Origin of the sequence: Pseudogemmobacter hezensis (genome assembly GCF_013155295.1) — a bacterium.
Classification (GTDB): Bacteria; Pseudomonadota; Alphaproteobacteria; order Rhodobacterales; family Rhodobacteraceae; genus Pseudogemmobacter; species Pseudogemmobacter hezensis.
On sequence record NZ_JABJXT010000009.1, the window covers coordinates 160,976 to 177,162 of the forward strand.

At 63.9% G+C, this 16,187-nt stretch carries 13 protein-coding genes; 5 read left to right on the top strand and 8 right to left on the bottom strand.

Features of this window, described 5'->3' with window-relative positions; translation table 11 throughout:
• Nucleotides 1-162: 162 nt before the first annotated feature.
• Both HOY34_RS12080 and copM read right to left on the bottom strand, forming a co-directional pair.
• Complete coding sequence (locus HOY34_RS12080; protein ID WP_172363169.1) at nucleotides 163-882, bottom strand: exopolysaccharide biosynthesis protein; 720 nt, start codon at nucleotides 880-882, stop codon at nucleotides 163-165.
• 611 nt (nucleotides 883-1,493) lie between these two features.
• Complete coding sequence (gene copM / locus HOY34_RS12085; protein WP_301538900.1) at nucleotides 1,494-1,913, bottom strand: CopM family metallochaperone; 420 nt, start codon at nucleotides 1,911-1,913, stop codon at nucleotides 1,494-1,496.
• Nucleotides 1,914-2,213: 300 nt separating this feature from the next.
• On the opposite strand from copM, the gene HOY34_RS12090 reads away from it, so the two are divergent.
• Nucleotides 2,214-3,020 (top strand): gamma-glutamyl-gamma-aminobutyrate hydrolase family protein, encoded by an 807-nt coding sequence (locus HOY34_RS12090; RefSeq protein WP_172363247.1) that lies wholly within the window; start codon nucleotides 2,214-2,216, stop codon nucleotides 3,018-3,020.
• Nucleotides 3,021-3,256: 236 nt separating this feature from the next.
• Here HOY34_RS12090 and HOY34_RS12095 read toward each other — a convergent pair whose 3' ends face one another.
• Nucleotides 3,257-4,378 carry a L,D-transpeptidase gene (locus HOY34_RS12095; protein ID WP_253944407.1) on the bottom strand — a complete coding sequence of 374 codons (1,122 nt, stop codon included), beginning with the start codon at nucleotides 4,376-4,378 and terminating at the stop codon, nucleotides 3,257-3,259.
• Nucleotides 4,379-4,571: 193 nt separating this feature from the next.
• On the bottom strand, nucleotides 4,572-5,768 hold the full coding sequence (gene kynU / locus HOY34_RS12100; protein WP_172363171.1) for a kynureninase: 1,197 nt from the start codon (nucleotides 5,766-5,768) through the stop codon (nucleotides 4,572-4,574).
• Nucleotides 5,769-6,203: 435 nt separating this feature from the next.
• On the opposite strand from kynU, the gene HOY34_RS12105 reads away from it, so the two are divergent.
• Nucleotides 6,204-7,778 carry a Re/Si-specific NAD(P)(+) transhydrogenase subunit alpha gene (locus tag HOY34_RS12105; RefSeq protein ID WP_172363173.1) on the top strand — a complete coding sequence of 525 codons (1,575 nt, stop codon included), beginning with the start codon at nucleotides 6,204-6,206 and terminating at the stop codon, nucleotides 7,776-7,778.
• Between the two features lie 16 nt (nucleotides 7,779-7,794).
• On the top strand, nucleotides 7,795-9,351 hold the full coding sequence (locus HOY34_RS12110; RefSeq protein WP_172363175.1) for an NAD(P)(+) transhydrogenase (Re/Si-specific) subunit beta: 1,557 nt from the start codon (nucleotides 7,795-7,797) through the stop codon (nucleotides 9,349-9,351).
• A gap of 118 nt (nucleotides 9,352-9,469) precedes the next feature.
• Here HOY34_RS12110 and HOY34_RS12115 read toward each other — a convergent pair whose 3' ends face one another.
• The 4 genes from HOY34_RS12115 to efp form a co-directional block, all read right to left on the bottom strand.
• Entirely contained in the window at nucleotides 9,470-10,603 is a 1,134-nt protein-coding gene (locus HOY34_RS12115) for an iron-containing alcohol dehydrogenase (RefSeq protein ID WP_172363177.1), read from the bottom strand.
• Between the two features lie 8 nt (nucleotides 10,604-10,611).
• A complete protein-coding gene (glpK, locus tag HOY34_RS12120; RefSeq protein WP_172363179.1) occupies nucleotides 10,612-12,096 on the bottom strand; it encodes a glycerol kinase GlpK in 1,485 nt (494 codons plus the stop codon).
• A 64-nt stretch (nucleotides 12,097-12,160) separates the two neighbouring features.
• Nucleotides 12,161-12,958, bottom strand: a complete 798-nt coding sequence (locus HOY34_RS12125) for a hormone-sensitive lipase (protein ID WP_172363181.1) — start codon at nucleotides 12,956-12,958, stop codon at nucleotides 12,161-12,163.
• Nucleotides 12,959-13,084: 126 nt separating this feature from the next.
• The gene (gene efp, locus HOY34_RS12130) at nucleotides 13,085-13,651 is read right to left on the bottom strand and encodes an elongation factor P (RefSeq protein WP_172363183.1); all 567 of its coding nucleotides are present in this window, start codon (nucleotides 13,649-13,651) and stop codon (nucleotides 13,085-13,087) included.
• A gap of 118 nt (nucleotides 13,652-13,769) precedes the next feature.
• Here efp and epmA point away from each other — a divergent pair, with 118 nt between their 5' ends.
• Together epmA and obgE are read left to right on the top strand one after the other, a co-directional pair.
• The gene (gene epmA, locus HOY34_RS12135) at nucleotides 13,770-14,873 is read left to right on the top strand and encodes an EF-P lysine aminoacylase EpmA (protein ID WP_172363185.1); all 1,104 of its coding nucleotides are present in this window, start codon (nucleotides 13,770-13,772) and stop codon (nucleotides 14,871-14,873) included.
• Nucleotides 14,874-15,152: 279 nt separating this feature from the next.
• Nucleotides 15,153-16,178, top strand: coding sequence for a GTPase ObgE (gene obgE, locus HOY34_RS12140; protein ID WP_172363187.1), 1,026 nt, complete (start codon nucleotides 15,153-15,155; stop codon nucleotides 16,176-16,178).
• Nucleotides 16,179-16,187 lie beyond the last annotated feature (9 nt).

Below are 16,187 nucleotides of genomic sequence, written 5' to 3' on the forward strand. Positions count from 1 at the left end.
GTTGGGCGCGTGGTCGGGGGCTGGGCCGCTTTGCATGGGCTCGCACATCTCCTTTGGCGTCGTGCCGATGTATCTGAGCCCGGCCCCCGGCTCAAGCCCGGGCTGCGTTTTCACAGAGGTCCGGGGGCTGCGATGATGGCGGAATGCGGCTTTGCGGGGCGCTCAGAACGCGGTGTCGACCGCGAAAAGGGCAGACCAGACCAGCGCATAGCCAAGGCTTGCCACCCATCCAACCGCCACCACCCCGCCCAGCAGGCCAAGGGTGATCCACAACCCGTCGCGCTGCAAAATGCCCAGCCCCAGAACCGAGATCGCGGCGGCGGGGGCCAGATTGGCGAATGGGATCGGCAAGGCCAGGGCGATCGCCAGGATCAGGCATACAAGGCCCAGGCCCTGCTGAGCGCGGGGGCTGGACAGGGCTGTCAGACGCGGGTGCATCAGGGCCTCGGCGCGACGCAGCCAGGGGGTGACACGGGTGACCATGGCGGCAAAAGAGCTGCGCTCCATCGAGCGTTTGGTTATGAATTCAGGCAGCCAGGGCTGGCGGCCCAGCATCATTTGCGCCGAAAGGAAGATCAGCGGCATGCCCAGGATGCCGGCAACGCCAGGGGGCGTTGGCAGGATATTGGGGAAGGCAAAGACCAGCAACATGGCCCCGAAGGCGCGGCTGCGCATGGTTTCCAGCATATCCCCCACCGAGATCCGCTCGCGTATCGGGTCGCGGGCCAGGTGTTCCAGAACCGCCGTCAGCCCGGGGCGCGCGTTATGATCAGACGGGGGGGCAGATGCGGGATCAGATGGGGGGGCCTGATCGGCTGGGCGTCCGGCGGAAGGTTTGGCACCCGTATCAGGATCTCTATTGCGCGCTGTTACGCCGCCCATGACAGCGCCGGATACCGCTCCAGACAGGCTGTCTGTGCTGCCCCCATTTTCGGCTCTGGTTTCCGTCGCTGCTTCGCCCTCGCCCTCGGGGCAGGTATCTGCCCGCGCGGGGGCAGAGCCGGAAGCAGAATCGGGAACAGGATGCAGTGGCTGCAAAGCGGGCGGCGCTGCTTTGTCTTCGGGCGAATTTGCGGGATGCTTACCTGCTGTTGCCACTTTTACCCCACATACTCGTTACTGTAACCCGCAGTGCACGGCCACACCCGTCGGAGAGGCCGGTGCCCTGACTGCAGAATTCACCAAAAGATCGCCTCCCTAAGATCGGGTTCCCCAAATGGGGGCCCCGAAGATCTGGTCCCCGAAGTTCTGATCTCCGAAGATCGGGAAGCGCCGTCGCCCTCGTGCCTGTCAGACAGCGAAGGCTGAACTTATGCTCTCTCTCAGCGGGCGCGCGCGTTGCGGCAAGAGCCTTGAAGAACAGAGTGCGGCCACGGGCGGTTTCCCGCCCGTTCTCTGACGGCCAGGTGGCCCCGGGAAATTATCGCGGGCGCAGCCATGTCAGCCCCTGAAGCCAGGCCTGGCTGCCAGGGCAGGCTGGCGGGCGTGATTTCTCATTCACCGGGGGCGTTTTGGGCAAGCCAGGCTTTCATCCAGCTGATCTCGCTTTCCTGGGCGCGGATGATCTCTTCTGCCAGTTTGCGCACCTCTGGATCTTTGCCATGTTCCAGCACGATCTGCGCCATTGCGACGGCCCCTTCGTGGTGGGGGATCATGCCGCGAATGAAATCAACATCGGCATCGCCGCTGTAGGGGATCATCATCTCGCCGTGCATCGCGGCGGCTGCGGCCTCATAGGCGGCGGTTGCAGCGCCTGCGGCGTCTGGGGCGGCGGCCGATGCGCCATGGGCCGAGTGATCCATTGCAGGCATTTCTTCGGCGGCGACAGGCGTTGTCATGGTGGCTGCAACGGTGGCGGCGAAAGCGATGCTGTATGCGGCCAGCCTGACGGATATGCGAGATGTTCTGATCATGGTCTGATTTCCCTGTAATGCCGGAGCCCCGGATTTCGGAGCCTTTGTGATACATATTGCATGCGAGTGTCCGATCCGCAGAGTGTCCGGCCTTCCAGTTGCGGGAAGGCAAGTCACGCTGCGGTGAAAACCGGGAAAAATCCGCGGCTGGGTGCTGATGTGCAGCCAGGCTTTGGCGGTTGTGCATGTGCGGCGTGTTCAAACCCTGCTATTCGCGCATTATTCTTTGTTGCAAGGGGCCGTTTTGCCCCCGGATCTGTTCTGGAATGAAACATGCCTGATCCTGGCTTTGAGACTGGCCTGCGCCGCCCTTTGATCGGGGTGATTGCCAATCCGCATGACATTGACAACCGCTATGCGATCCATGGCAGCGGTGTCATCAATACCGAGGCATTGGCGCGTGTCTCTGGCGTTTTGCCGATGATCATCCCCGCCGATCCCCGTATCGTGCAACTCGGGGATCTGCTGGCGCAATGCGATGGGTTTTTGCTGACCGGCGGGCGGCCCAATGTGCATCCGTCAGAATATGGCGAGGCCGAGACTGCGGCCCATGGCGCCTTTGACCGGGCGCGGGACGCGATCACCCTGCCGCTGATCCGGGCTTGTGTGGCGCGTGGACAGCCGGTTTTCGGCATCTGCCGTGGCTTTCAGGAAATCAATGTCGCCATGGGCGGCAGCCTCTGGCCCGAGATCCGGGATTTGCCGGGGCGGATGAATCATCGCATGCCCCCTGCGGGCAGCCTGGAAGAGCAATTCGCGCTGCGCCATCCGGTCACTCTGACCGAGGGCGGCGTTTTCCACCGCCTTTTGGGGGCGCGTGAGGTGATGACCAACTCGCTGCATGGGCAGGGGATAAACCGGCCCGGAAAGGGCATCGTGATTGATGGCGTCGCGCCCGATGGCACGCCAGAGGCGATCTATGTGAAGGATGCGCCGGGCTTTACACTGGCGGTGCAGTGGCATCCCGAATGGCATGCCTGCGAGGATCCGGTCTCGCGCCCGCTGTTCGAGGCCTTTGGCGCGGCCGCGCGGACCTGGGTGCGCGATAAGGCGAGGCGTGAGGCGGCAGGTGAGTTTGTGGGCATCGGGGCCGCCTTTACGGCCTGAGATCCGGGCGCGCAGGGGGGCACGAAAAGGCCCGTGTGAATGCCTGTCTGAAAGCCAATCTGCGCAATGGCATTCGCCTGATCCATCATGACGCTCTGGGATGGCGTTCAGGGATGGCGTTGTGGCCCAATCCGCACCTTACGGCGCGGATCACATTGAAAAAGGCCGCCCCTGGGGCGGCCTTTTGTTCCTGTTCCTGCTGACTGTTGTTCCGGCAGCGCGGTCAGTCTGGGCGGTCAGTTAGCGGGCGCCGTTGCTGCAGGAGCGGGCACCACAGGGGCCGTCACTGCCGGAGCTGCAGGTGCAGGCGTGGTCGCCGCAGGTGCCGCAACCTCGGGGGCGGCTGCCGCCGGGCTGGCGGTGGCGGGCGCGGCATCTGCTGCGCTGTTGCCGGCCGGAGGCGTTGCATCCGCCGGGGTCGCGCCGGTCGCCGGAGCAGCCGGAGTCGTTGCCGCCGGTGCGGGCGTGACTGCTGCAGGTGTGACGGTTGCAGGCTCGGTGCCTGGCAGAACCGGGCCGATCATCTGCGGCACTGCAGGCGTAGCCTCGGGCTTCTTCACAGCCGCTTTCTTCGGAGCGACGGGCTTGGGAATGTTCAGCCCGGTCGGCATCTGGCCGCTTGCGGTCAGGGTGATCACCCGCTCGCCGCCTTTGACGCGCTCATAAAGGTCCATGACGTCCTGGTTGATCATCCGGAAGCAGCCAGAAGAGGCGTTGCGACCGATGGTCTTCCATTCCGGGGTGCCGTGGATGCGATAGCCATAATCGCGCCCGTTCGAGGTCAGATAGATCGCCCGCGACCCCAGCGGGTTGGTCGGGCCACCGGGCTGGCCTTTGCGCCATTTCTCAAGGCTGGGCTTGCGCGCGATCATCTCGGCAGGGGGCGTCCAGGTTGGCCATTGGCGCTTGTTCGAGACGATGGATTCGCCCGACCAGCCAAAGCCCTCTGCGCCGACTGCGATGCCGTAGCGCAGCGCTTTGCCCTTGCCGAGCACATAGTAAAGGAAGCGCGGCGTCGGGTCGATCACGATGGTGCCCGGCGGCAGGTCGCTGGGGTAATCGACGACCTGGCGGCGATAGGCGGCCGGGATCTGATCCACAGGAAGCGCCGGAACGGTATAGGTGCCGTCGGAACGCGCGGCGTAGATCGTCGCATCGGTGACGATCTCTGGCTGGTCGATCAGCTGGGGGGCGGCTTTGTCGGTGCCGGCAGTGGTTGTCGTCTCGACGCAGGCACTGAGCGCGAGCGCGCCGGCCAGCGCCAGCAGCGAGGTTTTTCTCAGGATTTTGCCCAGAGGTGCGGCAATTCCGGTCATGTGCATCTGGATCTCACAGTTGGTCACAGAAGTTGGTGTCATCAGAAATCTGTGCCGGACCGAAGCGGTGCCGACCGTTTCCCGTTCCTGCTCAGTGGGCGAGGGCGCGGCTTACGTCAAGACCTCTCGGCTGTCAGACACTGTGAAGTGATGACAGCTTCGTGAGAATCACCCGTGCGGATCGGCATTTTATCGCCAGGCCGGTTTCTGATGCGTAAACAGCAGGCAGCGGCCCTCAGGTAACTTTGGCGCGGACGCGGTATTCGGGGCGGTCCCAGATCCGGTCACGCATGATCCTGGTCAGGATCGCCACTGCCTGCGCCACATCATCAAGATCGATGTAAAGCGGCGTGAAGCCAAAGCGCATGATATCGGGGGCGCGGAAATCGCCGATCACCCCATGCGCGATCAGCGCCTGCATGATGGCATAGCCCTCGGGATGGGCAAAGCTGACCTGGCTGCTGCGGGCTTCGCGCTCGGGCGGGTTGGCAAGCGCGAGGTCCGGGCAATTGGCGCTGACGCCTGCGATAAAGGCGTCCTGCAGGTCCAGCGAGACGCGGCGCAGGTCTTCCATATCGACATTGTCCCAGACATCGAGCGCGGCATCCAGCGCCGCCAGCGCAAGGATCGGCGGCGTGCCGACGCGCATCCGCTCGACCCCGGTGGCAGGACGATAGTCGAGGTCAAAGGCAAAGGGCGCAGCATGGCCCATCCAGCCGGAAAGGGCGGGGAGTGCGCGCTCCTGGTGGCGGGGCGCGACATAGATGAAGGCCGGGCCGCCGGGGCCGGAATTGAGGTATTTATAGGTGCAGCCGACCGCGAAATCGGCCCCGTCACGCGCCAGATGCACCGGGAAAGCACCTGCCGAATGCGCCAGATCCCAGACCAGCAGCGCGCCCTTTTCATGCGCCTTGCGGGCCAGCGCCGCCATGTCATGACGGCGTCCCGTGCGATAATCGGTCTCGGTGATCATCACCACGGCGACGGTTTCGTCGATGGCGTCAAAGACCGCCTCTGGATCGACCACGCGCAGGCTGTAATCGGCACCCAGCATGCCGGTCAGCCCCTGGGCTATATAGAGATCCGAGGGGAAATTGCCGTTATCTGACAGGATCACCCCACGCCCGGGCACCATTTCCAGCGCCGAGGCCAGCGCCTGCCAGACCTTGATCGAAAGCGTATCGCCCATCACCACAGAGCCGGGCTCTGCCCCCACCAGCCGCGCGATCCGGTCGCCGACGCGCAAAGGCATCTCCATCCATTTCGCCTCATTCCAGGCGCGGATCAGCATCTGGCCCCATTCGGCGGTGATGGTCTGCGCCACCCGGGGGGCCACGGTCTTCGGAAGCGGGCCCAGAGAGTTGCCGTCCAGATAGATCAGCCCCTCTGGCAGGTCGAACATCGCCTTTGTTGCTTTGAAATCGGTGCTCATGCGGGTCTCCCTTTGGTGGTGCTGGCTTCTGGGCCCGTCTGATGCGGGCGCGGATCGTTTCGGCGCTGATCGTGCGGGCGGTGATCGTGATTGGGGGCAGGATCTGGCCCAGGCTGTTTCTGCCCGCAAACTTTGCACGTCGCAGCAGCAAGCGCCAGAGAGCGCGGTCTTGGCGGTGCGCCCTGGCCCCTGACACCGATGATAGCGCAAACAGCCGGGGGCCGCCCAAAGCGGCGGGCGTTTTTAACCCCGAAAGTGTCGCAAAGCGCTTGCACTTTCCGGTGGCTGAGGGAATTGTCCGCCCGAGATTACGTATTCGTGATCCTGCGCCAAAGTGTCGCGCAAGAAAATTCTCATGTGAAATGATGTGGTGTAATTTTCGTGCGTGATGTTATGCGGGGGCACGCCTGCTCAGATGAAGGGGGAAACGCTGTTTTGAAGATTGGTGCCATAAAAGAAACCTTCGCGGGGGAAAACCGTGTCGCTATGACACCGGATTCCGCGCTGCAGCTGCAAAAGCTGGGCCATAGCTGCCTGATCGAGGCGGGGGCCGGCGCGAATGCGGGCTATACCGATGCGGCCTATACTGCCGCTGGCGTTACCGTTCTGGCCTCGGCGAAAGAGGTCGCGGATGCGGCCGATGTGGTGGTGAAGGTGCGCGGGCCAGAGCCTGCGGAACTGGATCTGCTGCATGAGGGCGAGACGCTGATCTCGTTCTTCTGGCCCGCCCAGAACCCCGAGCTGCTGGAACAGGCGAAAGCCAAAGGCGTGACCGCTGTCGCCATGGATATGGTGCCGCGCATCAGCCGGGCGCAGAAGATGGACGCGCTGTCCTCCATGGCCAATATCGCGGGCTATCGCGCCGTGATCGAGGCCGCGAACAACTTCCCGCGCTTTTTCACCGGCCAGGTGACGGCAGCGGGCAAGGTGCCGCCGGCCAGGGTGCTGGTGGTGGGCGCGGGCGTCGCGGGTCTGGCGGCGATCGGTGCCAGCGTTTCGCTGGGTGCGATCACCTATGCCTTTGATGTGCGCCCCGAAGTGGCCGAGCAGATCAACTCGATGGGCGCGGAATTTGTGTTCCTCGATTTCACCGAGACCCAGACCGATGGCGCGGCGACCGGCGGCTATGCGGCGCCGTCCTCGCCTGAGTTCCGCGAAGCGCAGCTGAAGAAGTTCCGCGAGTTGGCACCGGAGATTGACATCGTCATCACCACCGCGCTGATCCCGGGCCGTCCGGCGCCGAAGCTCTGGACCGAAGACATGGTCGGGCTGATGAAGCGCGGCTCGGTCATCATCGACCTTGCGGCCGAGCGTGGCGGCAACTGCGATCTGACCGTGCCTGACCAGAAGATCGTCACCGACAACGGCGTGACGATTGTTGGCTATACCGACTTCCCTTCGCGGATGGCGACCCAGGCCTCGAACCTTTATTCGAACAATATCCGCCACATGCTGGCCGATCTTACACCGGGTAAAGACGGCGTCATCAACCATAATATGGAAGATGACGTGATCCGTGGCGCGACGGTGACCAAAGCGGGTGAGATCACCTATCCGCCACCGCCGCCGAAAATCCAGGCGATTGCGGCGCAAAAGCCGAAAGAGGCCGCGAAAGAGCTGACAGCGGAAGAGAAGAAAGCCGCCGAAACCGCTGCTTTCAAAGCACAAACCCGCAATCAGGTGGCGCTGATCGCCATCTCGGGCGGGCTGTTGCTGCTGGCGGGTCTTTTCGCGCCTGCAAGCTTCATGTCACACTTCATCGTCTTCGTGCTCAGCTGCTTCATCGGCTTCCAGGTGATCTGGAATGTGGCGCATTCGCTGCATACGCCGCTGATGGCGATCACCAATGCGATTTCCTCGATCATCATCCTGGGCGCGCTGCTGCAGATCGGCTCGGGCAACTGGCTGGTGATCGTGCTGGGGGCGCTTTCGGTGCTGATGGCCGGGGTGAATATCTTCGGTGGTTTCCTCGTGACACGGCGCATGCTCGCCATGTTCCAGAAGTCGTAAGAGAGAGGGGAAACAGATGTCTCTTGGATTCACGACTGCCGCTTATGTTGTCGCGGCTGTTCTTTTCATCCTCTCGCTGGGCGGTCTGTCCAATCAGGAAAGCGCGAAACGCGCGGTCTGGTATGGGATTGCGGGCATGGCGCTGGCGATTGTCGCCACGCTGGGCGGCGCGGGCGCGGGGCTTTGGTGGCTTTCCGTCCTGCTGATCCTGGTGGGCGGCGTTGGCGGCTGGGTTGTTGCGACCCGTGTTCAGATGACCGAGATGCCGCAGCTGGTGGCGGCGATGCACAGCCTGGTTGGTCTGGCAGCGGTGTTCATCGGCTTTAACACCCATATCGAGCTGGGCCATGCGATTGCGATCAAGGATGCGGCGCTTCAGAAGTTTAGCGGCATGCTTGCCGGTGGCGACACGGTCTTTCCGCAGATGTTCGGGCTTTTGGTTGAGGCCGCGAAATCGGGTGATGCCAATGCGGTGGCCGAGCTGCATGCGATGGTTGGCACGGCACCGTCTGACTTCCTCCTCAGCCTTGTGAAAAAGACCGGGGCCGAGATTGCGATCCTGCGCGTTGAGACCTTCCTCGGGATCTTTATCGGTGCGGTCACCTTTACGGGTTCGGTCATTGCCTTTGGGAAACTGGCGGGCAAGGTCGATGGCAAAGCGGCAAAGCTGCCGGGCGGTCATGTGCTGAATGCCTCGGCTGCGGCGCTCTCGCTGGTGATGCTGGCGGTCTATCTGCAGACGGGCTCGGTCTGGGCGCTGGCGGTGATGACCATTGCGGCGCTCTTCATCGGTTATCACCTGATCATGGGTATCGGCGGCGCCGATATGCCGGTCGTTGTCTCGATGCTGAACAGCTATTCCGGCTGGGCGGCGGCGGCGATTGGTTTCTCGCTGTCGAATGATCTTTTGATCGTGGTCGGTGCGCTTGTGGGTTCGTCTGGTGCGATCCTGAGCTACATCATGTGTAAGGCGATGAACCGCTCGTTCATCTCGGTAATCCTGGGCGGCTTCGGTGGCACCACCGGCCCGGCGATGGAGATCTCGGGTGAGCAGGTGGCGATTGATGCCGATGGTGTGGCCTCGGCGCTGAATGACGCGGATTCGGTGATCATCGTGCCGGGCTACGGCATGGCGGTGGCGCAAGCCCAGCAATCGGTGTCCGAGCTGACGCGGAAACTGCGGGCCAAGGGCAAGAATGTGCGTTTCGCCATTCACCCGGTCGCAGGGCGTCTGCCGGGGCATATGAACGTGCTGCTGGCTGAGGCGAAGGTTCCCTATGACATCGTTCTGGAAATGGACGAGATCAATGAGGACTTCCCCGAGACCGACGTGGTGATCATTATCGGTTCGAATGACATCGTGAACCCGGCGGCGCAGGAAGATCCGAACTCGCCCATCGCGGGCATGCCTGTCCTTGAGGTCTGGAAAGCGCGGCAGGTGTTTGTGTCGAAACGCGGCCAGGGGACCGGCTATTCCGGGATCGAGAACCCGCTGTTCTACAAGGACAATACGCGGATGTTCTATGGTGATGCGAAGAAGTCGATTGATCAGCTGTTGCCGCTGATCGACTGATCTTTGGTGTTGCAAAGGTGTTGCGAATGAAAATGGCCGCCCTTCGGGGCGGCCATTTTCATTCGCGGCAGCGGGGGCTCTGCCCCCGCGCCCCCGGGAAATTTAAGGACAGATGAAATCAGAGAGCCGCGCGCAGAATGGTTTCCAGGATTTGCGGTGGCAGCGGCACCGGGTTGCCCTTCATCGAGCTGGAAGCCGCAGAGGCGGCTGCGATGTCGGGGATCTGGTCTGCGCTGAGGCCAAAGGAATTCAGGCGCGGCAGCCCTGCGGAATGGGCCCATTGGCTCAGGGCTTCGGGCGTGTCTTTGGCGGTGCAGCCAAGGGCAGGGGCGAGGGCATTGAGAGCCTCGGTCATGCGAGGGGCGAAAGGGGTGCCCCCGGTGGCAGTCGCATTCGCGCGCAGCGTCGGGCCCAGCAATGCGCCGCAGATCGCGCCATGCGGGGCGTTGAGGCGGCCGCCAATCACCCCCGCCAGACCATGCACCGCGCCAAGCCCGCCATTGGCCAGCGCCAGCCCGCCGGTCAGGCTGACATGGGCGATGGTGTCTCGGGCATTTGCGTCCTCGCCCTTCATCAGCTGCATCAGCGCGGGCAGGCCGAGGGCAAGTGCCGGGCGGGTAATCGCATCGGTATAGGGCGTTGCTTTTGAGGACAGGAAGGGCTCGATCACCTGGGTGATGGCGTCGAGGCCTGAGGTCAGCGTCACTTCGCGTGGGCAGAAATCGGTCAGCGCGGGATCGATGATGGCCACCCGCGCCAGCATTGCGGGGTCGCGCAGCGAGACTTTGCGGCCATGATCCGGCACGCCGATCACTGCGTTTTTGGTGACCTCGGCCCCGGTGCCTGCGGTGGTCGGCAGCGCGATAAAGGGAAGGGGGGCTGCGGTCAGTGGCAGGCCGCGCCCGACCACTTCAAGATGGTCCATCGGGCACGCTGGCGCGGGGATCAGAGCGGCCAGCGCTTTGCCCAGATCCAGCGCCGCGCCGCCGCCGATGGCTGCCACCCAGTCGGGACGATGCGGGCGGGCTGCATCCAGGGCGGCGGTCAGATCGGCAAGCGTTGGTTCAGAGCCGATGGCCTGGGTGGCCAGCTCGCAGCCCTGCAGGGCGCTGATCAGCCAGGCGGCGCGGGCCGGATTTGCGCCATGCACGATCAGCCCGCGCGGGCCGAAGGCCCTTATCAGGGCGGGGGCGCGGGCGGCCTGGCCACGGCCAAAGAGGATGCGCTGCGGCGCTTCGATCTGATACTGCATCGGGGGCCTCAATAGGCGAGTGTTGCGGTGACGGCGCGGGACCAGCGGGCATATTTCGCCTCACGCTCGGGCGCGGACATCTGCGGGGTGAAGCAGCGGGCGGCCGGGCGGGCGGCGGCACATGCGTCCAGATCGGCGATGATCCCGGCCTGCAGCGCGGCAAGCATCGCCACGCCGAGTGCTGTGGCCTCGGTCAGGGGCGGGCGCTCGACCCTCTGTTCGATCATGTCGGCCAGGAACTGCATGGTCCAGTCTGACGCGCTCATGCCGCCATCGACGCGCAGGCTGCCACCGCTTTCGCCCCCCATATCACGACGCATCGCGGTGATCAGATCGCGGGTCTGATAGCCGACGGATTCGAGGGCGGCGCGGGCCATCTCGGCCTGGCCTGAGCTGCGGGTCAGGCCAAAGACCGCGCCCCGGCAGTCGGGCCGCCAATAGGGCGCGCCCAGCCCGGTGAAAGCGGGCACCAGCACCACCTCCTGGGCGGGGTCTGCGGTCAGGGCAAGCGCCTCGGCGCTGGCGGCATCGGGGATGATCTGCAGCCCATCGCGCAGCCATTGCACCACCGCGCCCGCGATGAAGATCGAGCCCTCCAGCGCATAGGTCGTGCGCCCCTGCAGCCGCCATGCGATGGTTGTCAGCAGGCGGTTTTCCGAGGCCACGCAGCGCTCGCCCGTGTTCAGCAGTGCGAAACATCCGGTGCCATAGGTGGCCTTCATCATGCCCGGCTGAAAGCAGGCCTGGCCCAGCATCGCCGCCTGCTGATCGCCCGCGACGGCAAGGATCGGGATCGCCGCGCCAAAGAGATCGGGGTCGGTCACACCGTAGTCAGCCGCACAGTCCTGCACCTGGGGCAAAAGTGCCGCGGGAATGCCGAGCAGATCGCAAAGCCCCGGATCCCAACGGTTTTCACGGATATTCAGCAGCATGCTGCGCGAGGCATTGGTGGCATCGGTTGCATGCACACGGCCTGCGGTCAGGTTCCAGATCAGCCAGCTGTCGACGGTGCCAAAGGCCAGCTCGCCGCGCTCTGCCCGCGCACGCGCGCCGGGGATGGTGTCGAGCAGATATTTCAGTTTGGTGCCCGAGAAATAGGGATCAGCCAGCAGGCCGCTTTTGGCCTGGATCATCGGCTCATGCCCGGCCTCGCGCAGGTCATTGCAGATATCTGCGGTGCGGCGGTCCTGCCAGACGATCGCGTTGTGCAAGGGGCGGCCGCTGGCGCGGTCCCACAAAAGGGTGGTTTCGCGCTGATTGGTGATGCCGATGGCGGCGATCTGGCTGGGCGTGATCCCGGCTTTGGCGATGGCTGCCCGGCAGGTGGTCAGCACCGAGGACCACAGATCGCCCGGGTCATGCTCGACCTGGCCGGGGGCGGGGAAATGCTGGGTGATCTCCTGGCCTGCGCTGGCGACAGGGGTGAGGCTTTCGTCGAAAAGGATCGCCCGGGAAGAGGTCGTCCCCTGATCAATGGCCAGAATATAGCGCATATTGTCCTCCTGCGGCGGTGGATCGGGCCAGGTGTTTTGGCCGGGTGATTTTGGCCGGGTGTTTTTACAGCGCAAGCAGCGTGTTTGTCAGGCTGGAGCCCGGATCGGCCAGATCGTCTATCACATCGAAATGGTGGCGGCCGGGGGCGGCGCTCCAGGGGCAGACCCATTCCTCGGACAGGATCCGCGCCTGAGCGAGGAAGGCCGGGCGCTCATCGGCGCCGATATGGATATGGGCTTTGGTGCCGGGGCGCAGCGCATGGCGGGCCGGGCTTTCGCGGGCTGCCTCTGCCTCGGTCAGTTGCAGCGTCTGATTGGTTTGCAGCGCCAGCACCGGGCCCAGTTCGGTCAGCGGTGAGATCGGCACCACGCGGGCCAGGGGCAGGTCATTGTCCTTGCACACCAGCCGCGCCGCCAGATGGCCGCCCGCCGAATGGCCGGTGGCGATCAGCGGGCCGGCAAAGTCGCGCAGCAGCAGCCGTGTCAGGCGCACCATTTCGGCGGTGATTTCAGAGATCCTTGCCTGAGGGGCCAGCGTATAGGATGGCATGACCACCCGCCAGCCATGCGCCAGCGGGCCTGCCGCCAGATGCGACCAGTATTCGCGGCCAAAGGCCAGCCACCAGCCGCCATGGATGAAGAGAGCCGTGCCCTTCGCCTCGCCCTCGGGAAGGAACAGGTCATAGAGATTGCGCTCTGCCTGACCGTAGCGCAGCCCCGCCGTCGCCCGTGCGCCCTGGCTTTCGCGGAAGGCGCGGGCCTGATCTTTCCAGCGTTGCGCATAAAGATCGGCCCCTTCGATGAAATCGCCATTGGCATAGTCGCGGTCAGGATCGGGCCAGCGATAGGGGGGGCGTGTCATCGGAAGATCCTTGCAGTGAAGGGCATTTCAAAGGGGTGATCTGCGAATGAAAAAGGGCATGACCGGCGGCCATGCCCTTTTCTTATCAGTGCCGAACAGCTGCGGCCAGAGCCACAGCCCAGAGCGTCAGTCCTTGGCGCGTTCCACATAGGAATTGTCATCGGTATTGATGACGATGCGGGTTTCAGCGCCGATATGGGCGGGAACCATGACGCGCAGGCCCGAGGTGGTCAGCGCGGGCTTATAGGACGAAGAGGCCGTCTGGCCTTTGACGACCGGCTCGGTCTCAGCGATCTCGACGGTGATCTTTTGCGGCACTTCGATGGCGATCGGCGCGCCGTCGAAGGTTTTCAGATAGCAGCGCATGCCTTCGGTCAGATAGACCTTGCTGTCGCCCATGACGTCAGCGGTCACCACGACCTGCTCATAGCTTTCGGGCTGCATGAAGTGGAAGCCCTCGCTGTCCTCATAGAGGAAGTCATAGTCGCGCTCATCCACGGTGGCCTTTTCGACCTGGTCGGTGGTTTTCCAGCGTTCCGAGACCTTCACCCCGTCCGAGATGCGGCGCATATCGACAGAGGTGGTCGGCGTGCCCTTGCCCGGGCGGTAGGTTTCGGCCGAGAGAACGGCATAGAGCTTGCCGTCCACTTCAACAACATTGCCCTTGCGAAGCGACGAGGCGATGACTTTCACGGGTGGTGATCCTTTGATATGCGGATGCGCCAGGGGGCAGGGCGCGGGGCCTTGCTGAGTGGCGATTGCCGCGCCACATAGCGCATGATTTGACAGATTTCCAGCAGGAATGCCCAGAATGAGCCGCGAAACCGATCAGACCCCGTCTCAGGCCGCCACTCTGGCCCCAACAGCCCGCGCCAGCGACAGGCGTGGGCCTGCAGATCAGTGGTGGCAGCCCTCGCGTCACGCGGACCGGCGGGCGCTGCTTTTGGGGCGCAACCGGATCCAGGCGCAGATCCGGGGCTGGCTGGCCGATCAGGGCTTTATCGAGGTTGATCCCGCCGCCCTGCAGGTCAGCCCCGGCAATGAGGCGCATCTGCATGCCTTTCGCACCACCGCAATCGGCGATGACGGGCAGGGGCGCGAGATGTATCTGCACACCTCGCCCGAATTTGCGATGAAGCGGCTGCTGGCGGCAGGGGAGACGCGGATCCATGCCTTCTCGCACGTCTGGCGCAACCGTGAGCGCGGCCCCCTGCATGAGCCCGAGTTCACCATGCTGGAATGGTATCGTGTCGGCGAGGATTACACCCGGCTGATGGAGGATATCGCCGCCTGGGTGCGGCTGGCGGCGGATGGGCGGCGCTTTCATTTTCGCGGCAAGGACTGTGATCCGGCGCTGCCTTATCAGCGGATTTCGGTGACTGAAGCCTTTTCGCGCCATGCCGGGATCGATCTTCTGGCGACGATGGATGCCGCAGGCGTGACCGATGCGGCGGCGCTGGCGGGGCAGATGGATCAGGCGGGGATCCGGCATATGCCGGGCGAGAGCTGGTCGGATCTGTTCAGCCGGGTGCTCTCAGAGCGGGTTGAGCCGCATCTGGGCATGGGGCAGCTGACGGTGCTGGATCTTTATCCGGCCTCTGAGGCGGCGCTGGCGCGGCGTGTGCCGGGCGATCCGCGACTTGCCGAGCGCTTTGAGGTCTATGCCTGCGGGGTTGAGCTGGCCAATGGCTTTGGCGAGCTGACCGATCCCGCCGAGCAGCGGCTGCGTTTTGAGGAAGAGATGGAGATCAAGGCGCGTCTTTATGGCGAGCGCTATCCGATTGATGAGGATTTCCTTAGCGCGCTGTCGCTGATGCCACCGGCGGCGGGCTGTGCGCTTGGATTTGACCGGCTGGTGATGCTGGCGATGGGCGCGGTGCGGATCTCTGATGTGATCTGGGTTCCGGCTGGCTGATGGGGGCGGGGGCCTTGCTGCAGGGGCCTTGCCGAGGGGGCCTTGCCGAGGGGGATTGATTGGGGGGCTCTGCCACAGAGGGTTGGTTGGGGGCTCTGCCCCCGAGGGCTGGTTAGGGGGCTCTGCCCCCGAGGCCCGGGCGGGCCTCTCCCCCGGGATATTTTTTGACAGATGAAAGGGCGGGGCGCGGGTTTCGGCTTTTGCCTTGCTTGAGGTGGGGGCGCTTTTCCTTTATCGCCGGGGAGTGGCCGCGATGCGGCGGTTCGGAAAGAAGCTGCGATGAAATTTCTCGATCTGACCAAAGTCTATATCCGCTCGGGCGGCGGTGGCGCAGGATGCGTCTCGTTCCGGCGTGAGAAATTCATCGAATTCGGCGGGCCGGATGGCGGCGATGGTGGGCGGGGCGGCTCGGTCTGGGCCGAGGCGGTCGAGGGGCTGAACACGCTGATCGACTACCGTTATCAGCAGCACTTCTTTGCTAAGAATGGCCAGCATGGCATGGGCAGCCAGAAAACCGGCAAATCGGGTGATGATATCACGCTGAAAGTGCCGCTGGGCACCGAGATCCTTGATGAGGATGAGGAAACGGTGATCGCCGATCTGACCGAGCCCGGCCAGCGGGTTTTGCTGGCCCAGGGCGGCAATGGCGGCTGGGGCAACCTGCAGTTCAAATCCTCAACCAACCGCTCGCCCAACCGGGCCAATCCTGGCATCCCAGGGGTTGAGCGCACGATCTGGCTGCGGCTGAAACTGATCGCCGATGCGGGCCTGGTGGGGCTGCCGAATGCTGGCAAGTCGACCTTTCTGGCGGCTGTGTCAAATGCGCGGCCCAAGATCGCTGATTATCCGTTTACGACGCTGGTGCCGAACCTGGGCGTGGTGGGGATCGACGGGCGTGAATTTGTGATGGCCGATATTCCGGGCCTGATTGAAGGTGCGTCAGAGGGGCGCGGGCTGGGGATGCAGTTCCTCGCCCATGTCGAGCGCTGCAAGGTGCTTTTGCATCTGGTCGATGGCACATCCTCGACGATCACCAAAGACTACCGCACCATTGTGAAAGAGCTTGAGGCCTATTCCGAGATCCTGGGCGATAAACCCCGCATTCTGGCGCTGAACAAGACCGATGCGATGGATGCCAAGCAGATCACCGATCGGCGGAGGGCGCTGGAGAAAGCCTCTGGCGGCCCGGTCTATGTGATCTCTGGCGCGGCGCAAAAAGGTATTTCCGAGGTGCTGCGGGGCCTGATGGCCGAGATCCGCATGACCGGGGTTGAAGAAGAGGAAGCCGGGCCGTGGCAGCCCTGAACCAGGCAG